The sequence below is a fragment of the Bacteroidota bacterium genome, from assembly GCA_016713925.1.
Taxonomy (GTDB): Bacteria; Bacteroidota; Bacteroidia; order AKYH767-A; family OLB10; genus JAJTFW01.
The window spans coordinates 424,253-444,797 of record JADJOH010000008.1 but is presented as its reverse complement, the minus strand read 5'-3'; the positions used below and the strand labels follow the sequence as shown (position 1 = coordinate 444,797).

The following is a 20,545-nucleotide window of genomic DNA, read 5'->3' as shown; positions in this document are numbered from 1 at the left end:
AAATTTAAATTTAGTTGGAGGTAAAGGAGAAATAATCAGTAAACTGTCCATTAGACTTTTTCAGTCTGACCCTTCCAAAATAAGTAGGGTATTCAGCGATGGTTCCGGTTTCTACATTGACAGAATTGCCACTTCTGACATAGGAAAAACCGGTAGGAAGACCGGAAGAAACATCAAAGTCGAAGTTATAATCAATCAAATCAGAGGAACCTTCCATGGCCCCAAGATCAATATCAATCTCATCGATTTGCGTGGAGTCTGATAAATGAATGATGAATTTACACGATACAACTTCCGGTGTAGAAGTTGTGTCCGTTTTAAATGCAATGTCGGTAATGGATTGACCATAGCTAATGGTAAAACTTAGTACCAATAGGAATAGGGAAGCGAACTTTTTCATGGGTATAAAAGATTAGGTTGGTTTTTAAAATAAGACTAAATAGTATTCGTTGTAATCGTAATCGACTAAAATAACTTTACTGCTTCTTCAAATAAACTTCACCACAACTTCTACCTTGTGAAATAATCGATAGAAATTCATTCAAAATAATCTACTAAAACTCCTTAAATAATTGACTCAAATTCTCAAACCGGAAGGACGAATATAAACTTTGATAAACCAAAAGTATAAAAAGATTCGTTGAATTGCTAAAAATATTTCGAATTAACAGTAATTCAATATAGTGCTCATTATCATACGTTTGTGAAATGCAAAAAAAATTAACCCTTTCCTAAATGAAGAAAAACAATTACTGTAGTCCTTTTAATAATACTTTACCGCCTCACTTAATCACATTAATCTCCGACCAGTTCAACTTCAGATCATTAAAAACCTGCTGCTCGGGACGCTTCTTCGTGGTATAACGCTTTGCGGTTTCGACAGGTGTTGAGTTAGACGTTTTCAATTTGTTTATCGCCAATACGCCCTCGATATCAAAACTGGAATTATCATTCTTTGAAAACATTCTTTTCTTCTCCACCTGAATGTTCATGTTAAATTGCATGGCATTGGGATACCATCTATCATTGACCTGCTGAAAACTGATGGAACTTTTAAATGTTGGATTTTCAACTCCTATTCCCATCACAAATAACACAGGGCGGACCAACGTTGGAATCGAATAGCTGCCTTTCGATTCGATTTTTACAATGGCATTGCTGGCGATATCGAGATAGATGAATCCTTCTTCACGAACACGATCCACCTTGCCTTTCGATTTATACTGAATAACCATCAGGGCCGCATTGTTATAGCTGGATGATTTGGCAAATGCATAGGTATAGTTTTTAAATTCATTGCTGTCGAGAAAATTATCCGGGTCCTTAAAAATATCAGCCATCTTCAGCAAATTCTCCGGTCCTCCAAATACTTCACCGACCTTTAGACTGTCTTTATCCTCCTTCGAACTTTCCTTTTTCACTGCCTTCCCTTTTTTCACTGCTTTCTCTTCTCTCCTTTTATCTTTTGCTTCGTCCTTTAAACGCTCCTTCTTCATAAAAGCCAATTCTGTCAAATCATTTGCTTTCCGAAAGAGCATCAATTGATTTTGATTCTTAACGCTATCCTGAAAGGCGGGATAATACGTTTTAAATACACCTTCATGCGAACGCAGGAAACTACCATTCTCCTGAATAATTTCTCTATAGTAGGCGGTGGATTCAAAGGGATCGACGGGATAATTTGCCTTACGCGATTGCATTGCCAGCTTGATATAATAGGTAGGCGGCAACGGACGAATAAGGACTTCTTTCAGGTCGATAGAAGTTGGCGTTAGAGAAACTTGCAAGGGCGATTGAACGGCGTCCAGCGAAAAGGATGTAAAGGAATAACCAAGAAATGTAATCAACACCGAATCCACCCCACTAGAATCAGGAATATGCAATTCAAATTCGCCGGAGGCATTGGTAGTAGTGCCCACCAGACTTTTCTTTAATGTCACGGTTGCAAAGGGAATCGGCTCCTTATTAGAAGCATCAGAAACGGTTCCGCTCAACACCTTTCCTTGTTGTGCGACAAGAAGATAATTTCCTCCCAAAATCAGGAAAAAAATACCGGCTTGCAGGAGCGAAATTAATTTACATTTATTCGACATCATTGTTGTTAGAGCTATTCTTCCTGCTAAAAATAAGCAATAAATTTTACTTCTGAATCTTTATGACGATTAGACCAGCCCTATCAACCCCATTTGAATAACAGAAACATGAAGGTGAATCAATATGATTCTCGCCTTCTGCAAGAATTCTCCATCGACTCTAAACAATGGCTTACACCAAGGTAATATCAAACTGCACGAGGTCGATAAATTGCTGTACCCGCTCATCCACTTCGCTATCGGTGAGACCGACGATTCTTTCGAGCCCGAATTTCTCCACACAAAAAGAAGCCATCGCGGAGCCATAAATGACACCCCGCTTCATCGCTTCAAAAGAAATATCGCCGGAGCTATGGAGATGACCAATGAATCCGCCCGCAAAAGTATCTCCCGCGCCCGTCGGATCGAAAACATCTTCTAACGGCAAGGCAGGTGCGTAAAACACATTATTTCCGTGGAACAACAATGCACCATGTTCTCCCTTTTTAATAATCAAATATTTCGGACCCATGGTAAGGACTTTCCGCGCCGCTTTAACCAGCGAGTATTCACCGGTCAACTGACGCGCTTCCGCATCATTAATCGTAAGGACATCCACCATAGAGATCATCTTCAGCAAATCATTCAAAGCGATTTCCATCCAGAAATTCATGGTATCCATGACCACCAGCTTCGGACGTTTCTTCAACCGTTGCAAAACCGACATCTGAACACTTGGCATCAGATTACCGAGCATCAGGAATTCACAATCCTGGTATTCATCCGGAATAATCGGGTCAAAAGTGCTGAGTACATTCAGTTGCGTATCGAGTGTATCACGCGAATTCATATCCTCGTGGTATTTCCCCGCCCAGAAAAAAGTTTTTTCACCTTTTTTAATCTGAAGACCACGTGTATCGATACCACGGTTTTGCATCATCGCAATGGCTTCTTCCGGAAAATCTTCTCCCACCACAGAAACGAGATTGATATTCTTCTTAAAGAACGATGCGGACATAGAAGCATAGGTCGCAGCCCCGCCGATGATTTTATCTGTTTTACCGAAGGGAGTTTCAATGGCGTCGAAGGCGACGGTACCGATTACGAGGAGACTCATGAGAGGAGGTTTAACTTTAGGGCTTTTTGCCGCCTGCGAAATTACTCAGGAACGGCATATCTGCAAGCTAAAATTGGAGAATGTTTACAGGATTTGTGAATAAAAAGAAATTTTAAGCCGGAATGTCCGCTTTTTATTAAATTCTATCCCATCCTTTAGATTATAAACACTTTCCAATACTATAGGTTAGCTGGCATAAACAATTTATTGGAGTATTTCCAGTCGATTTTTAATGAGATGAATGTATTTCTCTTTAAATTCTTCGGAGATAAAACTCATCTTAATAAGATCCATCCAGGCTTGTTCTGCGCTCAGCATTTTATTCAAAATATTTAATTGTTGCTTTTTCTCCAGTTTTAATGCTGTGAAAGCATTGATAAAATCAGATTTCTTTATTTTATGCTTTTTACCATTCAGGTTTAAAGCGGTTTCTTCTTTATCCGCCGGGTTCACCATAGTTGTAGATACTAAGTCATATGCAGGCGATAAAACAACTCCAACATTGGGTAATCGAATGAGCGAAAAATTCTTTAAGTGCATATCTGCATTGCCGGTGATGAAGGAAAATACAACGCTTTCAAAAAAATTCACCACATCAAGTCCCGGGTGGGATGAATACTTTTGAATCGCTTTTGCTATCTGCTCATAACTTCCCTGGTATTTATTTTCTGTGAGCCGTTCTGTAAGTTGACACATGTCTTCCATATGCAACTTTGTTTTATTTATCCTGTCAATTCTCTTCGTCACATAGGCCAGATTTCCGGACTGAAGTCTGATTAAACTATGGGGTACAGTTTTTATTTTTACAACTTCCGCCAAATGCATCGTTAAATCCTCCACCTCCGGTAATTGAGGATAATGTGGTGTAGGCGGCTTAAGAATAAATCCTCCCCAAAGGCCGGCTATTGTAAAACGTTTAGTAGAATCCGTATCTTTTCCGGATGTTAAATGCAGTGATAATTTGGGCTGAACCCCGGTGACCGAGGTATGACTTCTAATGACCTCTTCAGCCATTTTCTCCAGGTCATTTTCTGTGTACGGTAGAAGTGGAGTCCTGGTATCGCCAAACATTTTCTTGCTGCACGCTGCATGAAAGTCGTTGTCGGTTTCTGCCAGAGGTTTATAACAATACAAACATCTTCTCATCATCCGATGGAATCGTTATGAGGATGAACGCTAACAGCTCCTATGCAATCTTTGCAGCATGCCAGTAAAAGCCCCATTCGATCACGGGGATTAAGCTTCCAGTTTTTTTCTGCAATGTCCAATAGCCATCCTTCAGGAATTAAGCCATCAAAGAATGGAAATAATACCTGAGCACTATATTTATCTTTTCTTAACGGTAAAGTTAAACTTACCGGCTCTGCGGATGAAGATTTTAAATAAGCTTCATCATAGGTAAAATGATATCCATTCTCATCCTGAATTAAAATACCTGCTTTGCTTTTATTGTATCTTATTTCAGCCTTTTTAACGATCATTTTCCCGGTTCTTTAATTCAACTGCGCCCACTTCAAAACCGAATAAATTCAGTACTTTATTTACTTTATCGAGTTTTAAGGATTCTTTACCTTGTTCCAATTCACGAATAAAGCGTAAGCCGATGCCGGCCTTTTCCGCTAACTCCGGTTGTGTCAAGTGAACTGAATGTCTTTTCAACTTTACAAATTCATTTAGCCTCATTTTTATACCTTTTCGGGTATAAATATACAAAAATTTATATATTTATACCCGAAAAGGTATAAATATATAAAAAAGGGAATATTTATACCTTTTCGGGTATAAATATTGCGACTTATGAAAAAATAATACCCCTTTGGGTATAAAATAAAAACAACTACTACTATAATAGGGGGTCTATAAAAATTTGAAATAATGCTCCTAAGCATGGATGGTGTTTTAAAAAATATCTGCAAAATGCTCTAAGGCCATCCATGAAGTGTACTTCGCTCTACTTCATTGACGCTTCAGGGTATTACAGATTAATTATTCCGGTGCAGGCAAGTATTTCTCTACTGCCCAACCGTTAGTTACGGAATCGTAAAATCAACATTCGTCGTATTCGTCATCGTGACCGGAAGTTTGCTCCAGGTCTCTATAACGTTGCGGGATTTCACACAAACATAGTAGGCATTGCCGTACAGCGAATTGGGAAAAGGCACCACTGCGGTACCGTTGATATTCAGGATCACCTATTCAAAAGCATCTATGTTGGCAGCAGAAAAAAGTGATGAATATAAATTTTCAATATCTTACCGCCGTTATTAAAATCACACATGAACAAAATTCTTCTTACACTATTATTAATTGGAAACATCTCTCTTTATGCACAAAGAAAAGCTGATCCCGTAAAAGCAAGTCCTGCTGATTCTATGCTCAGCTCCTCCTACAAGTGGCGGTGTATCGGTCCGGCCAGAGGAGGCAGAAGTGGTGCGGTGGCCGGCGTATGGAAGGAAACCAATACCTTTTACTTCGGGGCAACAGGCGGCGGCGTCTTTAAGACAACCGATGGCGGCAGCAACTGGAGTAACATTTCTGATAAATACTTTGGCGGTAGTATTGGTGCCGTATCCGTTGCAAACTCGGATCGCGATATTATTTGGGTAGGAGAGGGAGAGCAAACCATGAGAGGAAATGTGAGTGAAGGGCATGGTATCTGGAAATCTGTTGATGGAGGGAATACGTGGAAGAATATGGGTCTTACTGATTCGCGTCATATTGTTCGCATTCGCATCCATCCGAAAAATCCCGATGTGGTCTATGTATGTGCTTTTGGTCATTTGTTCGGAAAAAATAATGAACGCGGCATCTATAAAACAACGGATGGCGGTAACTCATGGAAACGAATTTTATTTTTAAATGATTCTGTTGCGGCATCTGATCTTGTCATGGATCCCGTAAATCCTTCTGTACTCTATGCCTCTTTCTGGAATGTGAAACGCACTCCCTATTCACTGGAAAGCGGAGGCAAGGGTTCTACCCTCTGGAAAACTACGGACGGCGGTGTAACATGGTCGGACATCACCCAAAATGAAGGGATGCCCAAAGGTCCGCTGGGAATAATCACCGTAAGCGTCTCCCCTGTAAACACGGACAGATTATTTGCCATGGTGGAAGCAGCGGATGGCGGATTGATGCGAAGTGATGATGCGGGAGTCACCTGGACCAGAGTCAACGATGAACGTAAGATTCGTCAGCGGGCCTGGTACTTCAGCCGTGTGTATGCCGATACGAAGGATGAGAATGCAGTATATGTTTTAAATGTTGCCTTTCATCGCTCCGGTGATGGTGGTAAAACTTTCAAGTCTATAAACACACCGCACGGTGATCATCACGACTTATGGATCGACCCTGACAATAACAAACGCATGATTGTTGCTGACGATGGCGGCGCACAGATCACCTTTGATGGTGGTGAGAACTGGAGTACGTATTATAATCAGCCCACTGCACAGTTTTATAGGGTGAGTACTGACAATCATTTTCCTTACCGCATTTACGGTGCACAGCAGGACAATTCAAGTCTGCGAATCAACCATCGCTCCTTTACCTCAGGAAGTATTACACAGGAAGACTGGGAGCCTACAGCAGGGTTTGAAAGCGGACATATTGTTGCTGATCCGTTGAATGATGATATTGTTTACGGAGGAAATTATGACGGATTCATCGGCAGGCTGAATCATAAAACAGGAGAGAACAACAATATTTCCGTATGGCCCGATGCCAATATTGGCCGGGGTGCCGACAGTGCACGCTACCGTTTTCAGTGGAACTTCCCGCTGTTCTTTTCACCGCATGAGAAGAAACGATTGTATGCTGCAGCCAATGTATTATTTTATACGGAAGACGAAGGAATTTCCTGGAAACAAATTTCACCTGATCTTACTCGCGATGATAAATCCAAACAAAAGGCCAGCGGAGGAATCATCACAAAAGACAACACCGGCGTAGAAACATATGCCACCATTTTCGCAGCTTGTGAATCGCCCTATGAAAAAGATTTGCTGTGGTGCGGAAGTGATGATGGACTGATGCATGTTTCGAGAGATGGCGGAAAAAACTGGAGCAATGTCACACCGAAGGGTATGCCGGAATGGATGATGTTTAATTGTCTGGAACCCGATCCCTTTACAAAGGGCGGACTTTACGCTGTTGGAACAAGATACAAGCTGGACGATTATACGCCTTACATTTATTACACCAACAACTACGGGGCAACCTGGACAAAAATCACCACTGGAATTGCATCGGATCATTTCACACGATGCCTGCGTGCAGATCCGTATCAGAAAGGAATCTTGTACTGCGGTACGGAATACGGGATGTACTTAAGCAATGATGCCGGAAAGAGTTGGAAGAAATGGCAATTGAACTTACCCATGGTTCCTATTACTGATCTTGCAATTAAGGATTATGATCTTATAGCTGCCACACAAGGAAGAAGCTTTTGGGTGCTGGATGACCTCTCGCTGCTTCATCAGTGGAACGAATCCATCACCAATAAAAAGTTTCACCTCTTTCAACCACGAACCACCTGGTGTATTCAAAGCTCAAAAAATGAAAAGAAAAAAGTCGGAGAAAACCCTGCACCGGGACTTTCGGTAACATTTTACTTGCAACAAAAACCGGACAGCAACACAGTGGCACGCATGGAATTTCTTGATGAAAATAACAAGTTGATCAAATCATTTTACTCCAACACGGATAAAGACAGCATTAAGTTGAAAATAAAGCGCGGCATGAATACCATGAGTTGGGATATGCGCTATCCGGATGCTGAAAAGTTGGATGGCATCATCCTGTGGAATGACGGGTTGAGAGGTCCATTGGCACCTCCCGGAAAATACAGTGTCAAATTGGTCGTAGGCAATGATTCGATCCTACAGACATTCTTGTTGCGCAAACCGGGTAACGTTTCCGCCTCCGATGCCGACCTGAAAGAGCAGTTTGATCTTGCTATGAAGATAAGGGATAAAATAAGCGCGGTACATAAAGCAATAGGAAACATCAGAAGCATACGCAGTCAGTTGAATGCATCCGTTGAGAAAGCCGGGAAAGATTCTTCTTTAAAGAAAATGTTGCGTACAGAAAAAGATACCATCGATAAAAAAATAACAGCCATCGAAGAAGCTTTATATCAGACCAAATTAAAAGCCAATCAGGACATCCTGAATTATCCCATCCAGCTCAATGATAAACTGGCGGGTGTGTATGACATTGTCAACTCCGGCAGCACGAAGCCGACCAAACAGAGCTATGAAGTTTTTGAGCAACTGGCATTGAAAGCCGATCATCAGCTAAACCTTTTAAAACAAATGCTGAACACGGATGTCAAAAGGTTTAATGAGCTGATGATAAGCAACAAGGTGCCGGTGATCTTTGTAAAAGAGTGATAAAGGATGTGATGAAGTACACTGCGTAAATTGAAAATGGCGGTGCAGCGATAGCGGCAATTCATTCTACTCGTTTAAATGAAATTTAATGCCAGTTAACAATGAAATAGGGTAATTGATTTTAACGCCGGATTTTTATGCAATCGGGAATGTGAAAAAGGCACTCTGCTTTTTAATCGTTTATGAAAATGCGTGAATTATATAAAATCCTTCCGGAATTGTGTAAGGCATCGCAGCTTGTATTGAGCGACTTTTGTAACCTTAAAAATAGAATTATAAAAAGCTATGTTATTCACGAATGTGCAACTTTTATACTATGTTTGCCCATGTAAAGACACGGGGTGCAAATGATATTACAGCTTATGAAAGTGCATTTCACTTCTACAAACACGGAAGTACCCGGCTTAGAAAAGAAAGAGGACAGAGAATGCTCCGTTGAAAAATCCGCTAATTCTCTTATTAAAATGAATGAATGGATTCAAATTATTTCCATATGACTATATTGAATATTAATTCGATGTTTGGCGCACCAAAAATACTCTATTCTCAAATTAATGATATTTCCAGTAATTCGCCTGAAATCATTTTGTGGGCAGCACCTTTCATGTTTTTCTTTGTTTTGCTGGAATGGTTTATTTCATACAAACAGAACAAGGAACTTTATAAAAAGGCTGAAACTATTGGTTCAGTTTTAGTCGGACTCGGGAATGTTGCTATTGGATTTGCACTTAAATTTAGTCTGCTTTTTCTTGTGATATGGGTATATAATTTACTGCCCTGGAGAATGCACTTTAGCTGGTGGTCGTTTTTACCCTGCTATATTATTTTCGATTTTTGCAGCTATTGGGCGCATAGAATCTCCCATCAGCAACGCATATGGTGGGCTACCCATGTCGTACACCATACCGGGGAACATTATAATCTCAGTGTATCCTTTCGACTGAGCTGGTTACAACATTTAAAATTAGTATTCTTTATACCGGTTGCCCTACTCGGGTTTCATCCAATTATTTTCTTCGTTGCAAATCAGATAGCCGTGCTTTTCCAGTTCTGGGTGCATACGGAATACATCGGTCGCTTACACCCTGTTATTGAGTATATATTTGCCACCCCGTCCAATCACCGTGTACACCATGGCTCACAAGAAAAATATATAAATAAAAATTACGCGGCTACATTCATTTTTTGGGACCGCCTGTTCAACACCTATCAGAAAGAAGAAGAACAGGTCCTGTATGGTGTGACCACTAATATTGAAAATAAAGCAAATCCGGTCTACATCAATTTTCACGAAGTAGTAGACATATGGAATGACATGAGAAATGCACCCACGTGGAGATTAAAATTCTTCTATTTGTTTGGAGACCCTAATGATATTGCGCAGCTAAAAAGGAAATTCAGAAAATAAAATTGCCGAGTGCTGAACATCAGGAATCACATACTGAAAAGATTTAGTGCTTTCATTTGAAGGGGAAAGCAGCATCAATAATCATCCATTCCTCTTTACAGCATTCACGAGTAATAAATCAAAATGAGCCAAAAGTTTTGATGAATCCGGTAAGAAACTATTCCGGAATTTAGTGCTTAACTGAAATTAATGGGTTTATGGCAGTAGCAGAAGAATCCACTTCATTTGAATGGAGAGAGGGTCGGCATTCAGACAATGTCGAGGTTATTCTCCGTGGTGGAGAGAAGCAGATTATTATTTCAGAATAAAACCTACTTCGTTGCGGCGGTTGATCAGTTGAAAAGGCGGATTGTATCCCATATAAATTACGACATCCACAAAAGCAATATTTTCTTTTTTCAACTGTTGGCGGAGCTTGTCGGCCTTTTCTTTAATATCCTTATTCGAAACGAAGCCTCCAAATCGGATAACGGCCATCCGGTAACCGGCTTCTTCATGCAAGCGAATAGAGGATGTTTGCGGGGCAGGGAGTGTAGAAAGGTCATAACCGTTGGGCATAACAAAACTCATGCGTGTGGTAGAGGCCTCCGTTCCGGGCTGCATGACCACCGGCGCTGTCATAGCTATTTTTTTGCCCCCGACGTTGCCGCCAAAAATATAGCCTGCCAGAGTACGAAAGGACGTGTTTCCGGTTTCCATCATCTCACCATTCTGCTCAACGGAAGCCATTACAACGGAAGTGTAAGTGCGGACTTCAAAGCCGTCGTACACTTTTTCCACTACATAGGAACGTTGCTCAGTACCACTACTGATGCCGGTCTGCCAAAACAGTACGATGAGTACTAAAACAATTGAAATATAGATCATCATTTTCTTCTTTCTCATACTTCATAAACACGCCAGCCGTTAAAAGGTTTTTGAAGCTTCATCCGCCAGACTTCGATCTTTCGAGTATCTATATTCAGAAGACGTAATCGAGAAATTTTTATTTGCGTGGACTTTGATTATCAGGTGGATTTTTCTTCTCTGTTCCAAAAGACTTTCTGGTAACATCAAACGCAAAATACTTTTACCTGCTGAAGTATTGTAATACTCCTCATGTCTCATCACATCTTTCTTACTAAGATAATACTCCACAAACAGGCAGATGAATGGCCTTCGACAAGCAGTGCTTTTCGAATTGCCTTCTACATGCTCCTCCATTCTCCGCTTGAAATCAGAAGTGAACCCAATGTAAAATTGCTGATCTTTTAAACTTAGCAGTACATACACTGCATACCCGGGGTGTTTAATCATAAATTGTCCTATTAAAATGCAGGTTGAAAAATCAATACCTTTCATAAAAAAACCCTGAAGTGTCCATGCAGCAGAGCGAAGCACGCTGCATGGTCTACTTCAGGGTCCCGCCAGGCTGTAGAGAAACTCGCCCTGCAGTAGACAGTGAAGTGTGCTCTGCACTACTTCACTGACACTGCAGGGCTTCGCTTGATTCCAAAAGACTATCTGTTAGCATCAATCGTAACACACGTTTTCCACCGGAAGTTTTGAAATATTTTTCTCTCCTAAGTGCATCTGCTTTACTAAAGTAATACTCCACAAACAGGCAGATAAATGGTCTTCGACAAGCAGTGCTTTTTGACTTGCCTTCCTCATGTTCTTCCATTCTTCGTTTGAAATCAGAAGTGAACCCAATGTAAAATTGCTGATCCTTTAAACTTAGCAGTACATATACGGCATACTCGGGGTGTTTAATCATAAATTGTTTTATTAAAATGTAGGCTGAAAAATCAATACCTTTCATAAAACTAAAAAGGCCGGCGTTTGCCGACCTTTTTAGTTTTTATATCCCGCCAGGCTGTAGAGAAACTCGCTAAAGCTCGTTTCACACAGCCCGGCGGTGCAGCGTGGGCAAAGTGTGCTCCGCACTACTTTGCGCTCTGCTGCACCGCTCCCCCTCCTGGGCTCGAACCAGGGACCCCATGATTAACAGTCATGTGCTCTAACCAGCTGAGCTAAGGAGGAATAATCCTCTCTCTGTTTTTGCAGGGAGAGGACCAGATTCTCTTTCACTCGAGCCATCTCGTAAGTAATGACGAGACTAGAACACGTGGTGGGTCAGTTGGAGAAGAACGTCCGAAAGGAATTCAAACGCTCGAATTCCAATCGGGGTTGCAAAAATAATGAAGGTATTGGCAATTTACAAAGGGTTTGATTATTTATTAAATTGCTGATATTGAATATTTTAATGATATTCAGGGATTCTGGAAAGGAAAACCGGGCTCACGAAACTCATAGTCGCCCAAATTCACGTTCAGGAACTCAAGAATCAGGAATTTATCAATATCAGTACATTAAATTAAAATCCTCTTATCAATACCTGAAATCAATAATAGTATTCGGCCCTAAAACGACAGGTACTTTACTCCAGGTTTCGATGCTGTTTCGATGCTTTATGACTACATATACCGGAGTACCGATCATCGGAACAGGGAAATGGGCTGTCACCTCGCCGCTGACGTTGAGCAATAATGTTTCGGATTGTAGCAGTGAGTACGGACTTGTCGCATCACGAAGTTCAACGATAACTGAATCACTAATAAGTGGATTTGCCGTTACTCCGTTGTAATGCAACACCGGCATTAAATTCCCATTTCCAATGTATAGCCCTTCGATGTAAATCCTTAAGTTGATACTGTTCGGACATCCTTCATCCACATTTCCATTGCAATTATCGTCCGTAACATTGCACAATTCCAGCGCTGTGGGATAGGTGGTCGCACTGGCATCATCACAATCATCTCCACCGGTAATTGTTGTCGTATACATTGCGCCAGGTGATTGACAACTCACTACAGGTAACCCTGAATAATAACCATCGTTATCATTGTCCAGATACCAGGTAGAGGCATTCAGAAGCAATATAGTATCACGATCGAGGAGATCCGCATCGTCTTTATCCTGTATAGTCAGAATCAGCGTATCTCCGGCAGGCACTACAGGTACAACCCAGGCATACTGCGAATCGGCAGAGGAAATCCAGGGTGAATTCAGGAGTGTGTCTGCGGAAGGTTCATGCACAATGATGCGAATAGAATCACTGCGCAGAGCGGCCCATTGTATAAATACAGTATCTCCGGTACAATAGGAGCTGAACGAAGGCGGTGTTATAAATTTCAAACTATCGGGATAACCGAAATGCGTTACGTATTGTGCCGATGTCTTAGGCAGTTCACGATTTCCCGTCGAGTCAACTGCAATTGTATAAAATCCATATTCCGTTCCATCTATTCCCGGAAAACGAATGGTATCCTCTTGCTGAACACTGGCATAATGTGTAAAACCGGAACCTTCGGCCTGCATATAGAGCGAAACAAATTCCACTCCTGAGCCGGAAGTATCATCGGAAGTATGTACAATAATTTCGAGGCTGTCATTTAATATGAACGGCGGAATACTATCCATACTACTCGCCGGATATCCTGCATCAAAGGTATTGATCCATGTATTGGTGATAATTGGGTCATTGATATCAAATACAATTTCTGCGGTTGCTGTAGCAGTATCACTACTCACCACAACCCCGGCAGCAGCAATTGTATAAGTCACATAGCCCTGACCGTTACTAAGCGTATCATTTGGTGGAAGGAATCCGCCATTGATGGTATTGGGAGGAAGCCCGGTCAGCGGATCTACCGTTTGCAGAATCCAGAACAAGCGGTTTTGAACGATATCAAGTCCTGCTGTTACTTCTACATCAAATCCCAACGTGTCGTTGAGATTCAGCACACCACTGTAATTCGCAAGTGATGGAAGCGGGAACGAATAGCTGCCGAAATTAACACTACCCAATCTGAAGCTAAGCGGATCCATATTCGGGTGTAGGTCCTGGGTAACCATTACTCTGCTGGCCGGTGCAGATGCGAGCACTGAATCGTTTTCAAAGAATATAGAGAAGTTCATGGGTTGATATTTAGATACCCAACGGATACTTGTATCACCTGCACCCATAGGTCCTTTGATTTCATTGGGATCCACAGGGAGAAATTTGGTAATTCCCAAACAAAGAATTTCTTGCTCATCAAAACCAATTCCGGCGCAATCATCCAATGCTGATCTGGCAGCACCGAGAACTCCGGACGCCTCATTTACACTTGTCGATAAAACTGACAAACTCTTACCAAGGCCTTTCAACGCCCTTAAACAAGGTCCGCCCGGAATATCTACATTAATATCAAAACATCCTTCTAACAGATCCAGCGTACAGGTTCCCACTGCGGTGGCTAAGATTCTCAAATTAGCAGCACCTACAGTTGTTCTTGGATCAAGACTGCCTCCAAGTAAAGCAATTGTTTCCAATGCGGTTTCCATACACCCTTTGATAGATGTCAGACATCCTAAATCCTTCAGAATTTTATCACATACATCTTGTGCCGTTGGTTCTTGTGGTGTTGTAGGGGGTCCACCGGGATCAGGAGGATTATCAGGAGAACAGTATGGACTATCGGGACAACCGGGAGGTTGAGGACATGTCCCCAACGCAATACAATCCGGAGTATCTCTATCATCTTCGCTGTCACAGGCATCGCCAATTCCATCTCCGTCGGTATCCGCCTGGCTTCTATTTGAAACTCCCGGACAATTATCACTGGCCTCCGGTACACCATCACCGTCATTATCCGGATCAGGCTGCGTCGGATTATTATCACATGCATCTCCTATTCCATCGCCATCGGTATCTGCTTGTCCGGGATTAAATACATTATCGCAATTATCACTCGCATCATTTGCACCATCACCATCACCATCCGGATCAGTATCTGTGCCTGGTGTACCGGGTGTACCTCCACCGCTGCTACCGCCGGAGCCGCCACCGCCACCGCCATTGCCTCCGTTACCACCGCCGCTGTTTGCACCCCATCCCGGACCACCATCACCGCCTGCACCATTACACACTCCCGGACCACCATCACCACCCGGATAGCCGCAAAGACCCGGACCGCCGTTCACGGCCAGATCACCACATACCGGCACGCGATGAATAAATTCAAGGTATAATGTATCACCGGACGTCGAGACTTCGAAAGTACCACCATATAGATTGTTCGCTTGCTCAAAAAATTCAACATCTACTTCAAAGGCATCCGGACTGAAACCGGTTATTCCGTTTTCGGCATAAGCAATCGGCCATTTATAATCATGCCATGCTTCCCAGGTGGTAAGATTACTGAACGCATTGTCACAAGGATTTCGTGGAACAGGAATAATGATAAACTGTTTAGAAGCATTTGCGCTGATATCAATACTACCTGTTGAATGAATAAAATCCCAACCTATAGTATTGCCGGGAGCTGCACCCAATGTTGTTTCCGGTACATTGATTTCCCATTTATATACATCTTCTCCTTTTAATGTAAGATTACCGTCAACGAGTTTCCCAACTTCTTCTCCCGGATCAAAATCTACAAATACATAATTCGTATCGTCCAAAACCTCTTGAACATCAGCCAAAGTGGTAATGTTTCTATCAATATAAGGTCCCATTAAGGCAGTATGGAAAAGGTTCTTCTCCAATGAAAAGATCATCATTTGTGGAGAACTATCTAATCCAAATTCATTGACAATTTCACGTACTTCCTCATACTCAAAATAATTTCTTCGTGCAAAACCCAATCGCGTCATTCCTTTTGCTGCGACATGAAAACCGATTGGCTGGTCCTTGTCCCCCCTCACCCTGGATTCCAATCTGAGCGATACAGTTTCTCCGGGCTTTAAATCTGTAATATATCCTGAAACAATATTATATCCGTTTCTATTATCAAACGTGTTTAATGAATCATCATAACCGGCCATCACTTCTTTTAAAAGAATAAAATCCGGACCGTCATAAACTGTTATCGGACAATCATCCGACAACATCACGTTGGCCTGCACCACCGGGATATCAATGTTACTGATATTTGTAAATGTACAGCCAATGGTAAACGGCGTTCCCATGACAAAAGACCCGGATCTGAAAACAGACAAACCGGGTTTCATCGATTCTGATTTTTCCACCGTAAATCCTCCGGCAAGCATTGCGGAATCTTCTCCATTTCGAATCAGCACATCATACACACCAAGAGGAACATCATTCAGATCCCAACGCAACTCCATTTGCATTGAATGCACATAGTCGATAATGGTGGCGGATGCAAAACTTACAGCACCTTGTCGAAGTTGAACAACAGAAGTATCTCTGAAACTAGCCCCTTTCAAAGTTGTTGTTACAATGTCCTGTCCGCCTTCGTTGGTATTGATACTTAAAATAGTCAATGGCAGCAACTCCACTTTAATTTCAACCTGTTGACTATCGGGAGCAGGTACATAATTTCTTACAAGCAAATAATAAGTTCCTGCCATGGTGCCGGGAATCAGCAAACGTTGATCCTGCTCTGCCGCATCACTGATAAAATAGTCAGATGCAGCAGCAGTAGGTATTACAGCATGACTGGCTTGTATAGAATTCTGACCTGTGCCGTTAAGACTTTTCAAAGTCACCATCATATCCTGCCCTGCCGGAACTGTTACTTTATAATACTGATCGGTTCCATACCACAATACTGAAGTATCGGGAACATCCACAAAAAGTTCTTCCGCATCAACAAAAATGCTATCCGAGAAAAGCAGGTTGTTCAGGAAATTATCATCCGGATAAGTCCGTGTCGTGTTCGTTCGCAAAACACCATTGTACCAATCAGGAAGTGCGTCACGTATTGTTGTATTCAGTGTGCGTTGTAACGTATCACCGGGTTGAAGAATGAATCTTTCTTCCTTCTCCACAAGAAGATAATCAAAAGCTCCATCATAAGCAGAATCTACACTTAAGGAAATTGCATCCCGATTTGTTGCCGATAAAGCACGTGTACCTGTATTTGTAATGCTGTAGTTGATAGTAGTAGACTCTCCAAGCAGAAAACTATCCTTTGGAAAAGTGAGCGAAACAGCCGACAAATCTATATTACTGAACTGGGAAGCATAAACTACTTTCGACCCGATATTATTTCCTTCATTTGGATTTTCATACACTGCATTTAATCTGTCAGTGGCAACATTTAAATAAGAATAGCCAAAAGCATACGAAGGAATAGCAATTTGAATACTATCACTGTAAGTAGCACCTGCAGCAAGCGCTCGGTTACGACTTATTCCTCCTGAAGAACTGATAACAGCAACAGGAGTATTGCCAAAATATACACGGTCAGCGATCAGTGTTTGATTAAAACTACCGGGACCATTGTTCCTTACTGTATAATAAAGCCAGGTAATCTCATTGGCAAAAACTGTATCTTTCACATCGACATCAATCACTTCCAGGTCAGGTGGGGATGTGAGTGTCAATGAAATCTGCTCAGCATGTATGTTGTTTGCATTCAGAGTCTCATTGATGTTGGCATTCAGCGCATCCGTTTCTACGATCAGATAATAGGTTCCACTTGGTTTTCCGTTGGGGATCAGCGCTGTGCCATTGACTGTGTAAAACTGACTTGTTGAGAGTGTACCACCATGAATACGTTCAAACACTTTATCATCGCTAGCATCCGGGATGGCATCGGAAGAAAGGTAAACTCTATCCAACCATTGACTTGTATAGCTGGCATCAGGCCCATTATTAATGACCTGATAGGTGATCGGATATCCAACACCGGTAAATACTGTTGCAGGAAGGCTACTATTAATTACGTCCAGATCTGAAAACGTTAATAATGGCGATACACTAACAAGAGAATCCGGACCTGATGTATTATTGTTTTCGGCATTGTGTTCGTAAAAGTTATTGTTGGCATCAGTCGTGAGGAAATAAAAATAATTACCCACTGCACCATAGGCAGAAAAGCGAAGATTTCGCTGAATAGAGTCGCCGGGTTGCAGAACAACAGACTCAATCGCTTCTGCAATTTTAGCATAGAATGTACCATTTTGTGGCTGGTCAGAAACGTACAAAAATGTTTTATAAACCCCTTGCGTAGCTGCATTACCGTTATTTCGAATTGTATAAAGAATATCCGTTTGCGTGCTTACCACCATCGTATCATTCACAATATTCAGGCTGCTGATGATTACATCCGGTGAAGGAGACAGGGCAACCGTGACCAGGTGTGCGGCTGAATCCAAATTGTTGTTTTCATAGATGAACTCATAAATATTATCGGGATCATCTGTATTCACCATCACATAATAAGCTCCGGAAATACCATTCGGTAATTTCACGCTCATCGACGCTGTATAAGTACTGCCAACTGTTAATGCACCCTGCCGCAACCTGCTTCCTACTAAGGTAGCGCCTGTTAATGTTGGAGCGGTATTTATATAAATTTTGTCGGTCCATGAGCTCAACATGGTAACGGCTGCACCTTGATTTCTAACTGTCCAGGAAACAGATAAGGGCAAACCCGACCCTGCATTCAATGCAGTAATCACCGTATCCACTACTAAATCAGAGGGTGGTAATTGGGTCAACTGAAGCGTGACACTACTTTGAGTCGTGTTATTTCCGGCATACGGACCTTCGTCTACCTCGCCGTACGTATTTGTCTTAACGAAAATATAATAGTTTCCACTATTTAAGGTGGTGGGAATACGTACACGGGTTTGTGCGAGATAGGTAGAATCTTCCTTTAAGGGATAGACTTGTGGGTCGTAATGATGAATATAGTTTCCACTGTCCGGATGGAAATAATAAACCGGGATCAGATTAAAATTATAACTATTGAAAGTCCCCAGAGATAGTGCGCTGCTATTAAAAGTTGGAGAAGAGGAGATGAAAATTTCGTCTCTCCACTGTACTGTATCCGTAGGAATTTGTCCATCATTTTCGATGGTATAGGTCACTGTAATACTATCTCCGCTGAAGGCATTGCCCGGATTAGCAAGTGTCAACACCTTTAAATCAGGGACAGGAGCCGGCTGTATGACAATACTATCAAAATGATAATTGTTCGATTCAACACCTTCACTTAGTTCCTGGAGCGCATCTGTTTGTGCAATGATATAATATAGACCATTAAAACTATTACCAATAGTAATTGCACGTTGTTGAATATAGGATGTACCGGCGTTTAAATAACTTTGATTGGTATACATCCCCAATAAAACATCGGCACCATTGCCGGGGATCGTATCCAGCGAAATCCAGATGCGGTCTCGCCAGGTGCGGCTGCCGGTATTAGCAGTTGCAGCGTTGTTTTTTACTTTCCAAAGCACGGGAATGGAAGTTCCGGTGTAAACCAATGGGGGAACAGCCACTGAATCTACAATCAGGTCGGGGAAATTCGTTGTAAAAACTGCTGTATCGCTAAAAACCGCATTACAGACATTGCTGCTTCGCACCTGCCAGAAATACTCCTGATAAGGGAGCAAGGAGGTATAGGTTTTTGTCAGCGTTAATCCATTTAAGGCACCATTTTCAGGTCGACTTGCAGAAGATGGCCATAAAAAGACTTCATATGCTGAACTGTTGAGTGAAGGTGACCACGATAAAGTCACAGGGGTCATCACGCCGTTATCTCCATCTACCGGCAATACCGGAATGGACGTCCCCACCAATGGAGCATCCAATGTATCAATGGAGACACTTAGATTAATAGAACAACCGTTGGTATCTATACCGGCAACCGAAAAACTCGTATCGCTTTGGGCATAGACGGTAATAGATTGTAGCGTATCTCCGGTAGACCAGGCTCCGCTTTGCAAGGGAAAGTTTAATGATAACTGAATCGGTACACCGGGGCAAATTGGCGATACAGGTGTACTGCTCAATGCAGGCGGTGGCAGTAAGGTCACGGTGGCGGTCTGGCTATCTCCTCCACTTGTAATTTGAACAGTATATTGCCCGGGCTGAACGGCATTGAAGGTTCTAGAAGTTGCTCCGGGAATAAGAACGGAATTAAAATACCATTTAAAAGTCCACGGACCATTGGTGGTATCCGCAGTAAGCGTTACTCCGGTACCGTTACAATTCGGAATGGGACCCACGGGACTTATTGTCACATCCGGAGTGGTAATCCCGGCAAAGGTTCTGATCTCTTGCAAAGACCAGATACCATTACTATCCTGTGTGCGAATACATAACTTGCGGGTACCATTACCAAAGGACGGAAGCTGAATGATTGCATTCACATTTACAGCAGAATCGGAAGGAGATACAGGTATTGCCGTTCCATTTCCAACACCGGGATCGGTATCGATGAAAAATTCGGCGGCAATAATTTTTAATGGATCGGCAGGCGGTATCAAGGTTTTCACATAAAAATTGCGACGTTCAGCATGCGACCATTTTCCATCAATATCCCGGGTACGGATATACAAATAATGAAAACCATCAGGGAGACTAACAGGTACTTGAATACTTCCGATATAACTTACCGTATCACTTTGAGTAAATGCAATTGCTGTTCCATTCCCGTGACCGGGATCCGTATTGAAATAATATTCGGCACGATATATTTGACCGTATGTTATATGACTTACCAAAGTAAGAAATAATAGCGAGAGCAGTAAATAAAATCTATTCATAATT

The 20,545-nt window shown here is 42.0% G+C and carries 13 protein-coding genes and 1 tRNA gene; 2 read left to right on the top strand and 12 right to left on the bottom strand.

The annotated features are described in order from the left end of the window. Positions 1 to 10 precede the first annotated feature (10 nt). From IPJ86_16185 to IPJ86_16155, 7 genes are all read right to left on the bottom strand, one after another. Entirely contained in the window at positions 11 to 400 is a 390-nt protein-coding gene (locus IPJ86_16185; protein MBK7888760.1) for a hypothetical protein, read from the bottom strand. A gap of 382 nt (positions 401 to 782) precedes the next feature. Beyond that, entirely contained in the window at positions 783 to 2,096 is a 1,314-nt protein-coding gene (locus IPJ86_16180; protein ID MBK7888759.1) for a carboxypeptidase-like regulatory domain-containing protein, read from the bottom strand. Positions 2,097 to 2,265: 169 nt separating this feature from the next. Continuing rightward, complete coding sequence (locus tag IPJ86_16175) at positions 2,266 to 3,189, bottom strand: sugar kinase (GenBank protein MBK7888758.1); 924 nt, start codon at positions 3,187 to 3,189, stop codon at positions 2,266 to 2,268. Between the two features lie 204 nt (positions 3,190 to 3,393). After that, positions 3,394 to 4,335 carry a HipA domain-containing protein gene (locus tag IPJ86_16170; protein MBK7888757.1) on the bottom strand — a complete coding sequence of 314 codons (942 nt, stop codon included), beginning with the start codon at positions 4,333 to 4,335 and terminating at the stop codon, positions 3,394 to 3,396. Then, entirely contained in the window at positions 4,335 to 4,670 is a 336-nt protein-coding gene (locus tag IPJ86_16165) for a HipA N-terminal domain-containing protein (GenBank protein ID MBK7888756.1), read from the bottom strand. The genes IPJ86_16170 and IPJ86_16165 overlap by 1 nt, the downstream gene beginning before the upstream one ends. Beyond that, entirely contained in the window at positions 4,660 to 4,872 is a 213-nt protein-coding gene (locus tag IPJ86_16160; protein ID MBK7888755.1) for a helix-turn-helix transcriptional regulator, read from the bottom strand. The genes IPJ86_16165 and IPJ86_16160 overlap by 11 nt, the downstream gene beginning before the upstream one ends. Before the next feature lie 347 nt (positions 4,873 to 5,219). Beyond that, positions 5,220 to 5,381, bottom strand: coding sequence for a hypothetical protein (locus IPJ86_16155; GenBank protein ID MBK7888754.1), 162 nt, complete (start codon positions 5,379 to 5,381; stop codon positions 5,220 to 5,222). Positions 5,382 to 5,465: 84 nt separating this feature from the next. Between IPJ86_16155 and IPJ86_16150 the strand changes: the two genes are divergently transcribed. Then, entirely contained in the window at positions 5,466 to 8,582 is a 3,117-nt protein-coding gene (locus IPJ86_16150) for a glycosyl hydrolase (GenBank protein ID MBK7888753.1), read from the top strand. 493 nt (positions 8,583 to 9,075) lie between these two features. Further along, positions 9,076 to 9,990, top strand: a complete 915-nt coding sequence (locus IPJ86_16145) for a sterol desaturase family protein (GenBank protein MBK7888752.1) — start codon at positions 9,076 to 9,078, stop codon at positions 9,988 to 9,990. A gap of 294 nt (positions 9,991 to 10,284) precedes the next feature. Here IPJ86_16145 and IPJ86_16140 read toward each other — a convergent pair whose 3' ends face one another. The 5 genes from IPJ86_16140 to IPJ86_16120 all read right to left on the bottom strand — a co-directional run bounded on the left by IPJ86_16140 (position 10,285) and on the right by IPJ86_16120 (position 20,541). Then, positions 10,285 to 10,875 carry a heme-binding protein gene (locus IPJ86_16140; GenBank protein MBK7888751.1) on the bottom strand — a complete coding sequence of 197 codons (591 nt, stop codon included), beginning with the start codon at positions 10,873 to 10,875 and terminating at the stop codon, positions 10,285 to 10,287. Positions 10,876 to 10,896: 21 nt separating this feature from the next. Next, on the bottom strand, positions 10,897 to 11,286 hold the full coding sequence (locus tag IPJ86_16135) for a GIY-YIG nuclease family protein (protein ID MBK7888750.1): 390 nt from the start codon (positions 11,284 to 11,286) through the stop codon (positions 10,897 to 10,899). A gap of 166 nt (positions 11,287 to 11,452) precedes the next feature. Next, positions 11,453 to 11,746 carry a GIY-YIG nuclease family protein gene (locus IPJ86_16130; GenBank protein ID MBK7888749.1) on the bottom strand — a complete coding sequence of 98 codons (294 nt, stop codon included), beginning with the start codon at positions 11,744 to 11,746 and terminating at the stop codon, positions 11,453 to 11,455. A 192-nt stretch (positions 11,747 to 11,938) separates the two neighbouring features. Next, positions 11,939 to 12,012: transfer RNA gene (locus tag IPJ86_16125), tRNA-Asn, on the bottom strand. A 348-nt stretch (positions 12,013 to 12,360) separates the two neighbouring features. Continuing rightward, positions 12,361 to 20,541: a thrombospondin type 3 repeat-containing protein gene (locus IPJ86_16120; protein MBK7888748.1), complete on the bottom strand. Its 8,181-nt coding sequence runs from the start codon at positions 20,539 to 20,541 to the stop codon at positions 12,361 to 12,363. Between the last annotated feature and the right edge of the window lie 4 nt (positions 20,542 to 20,545).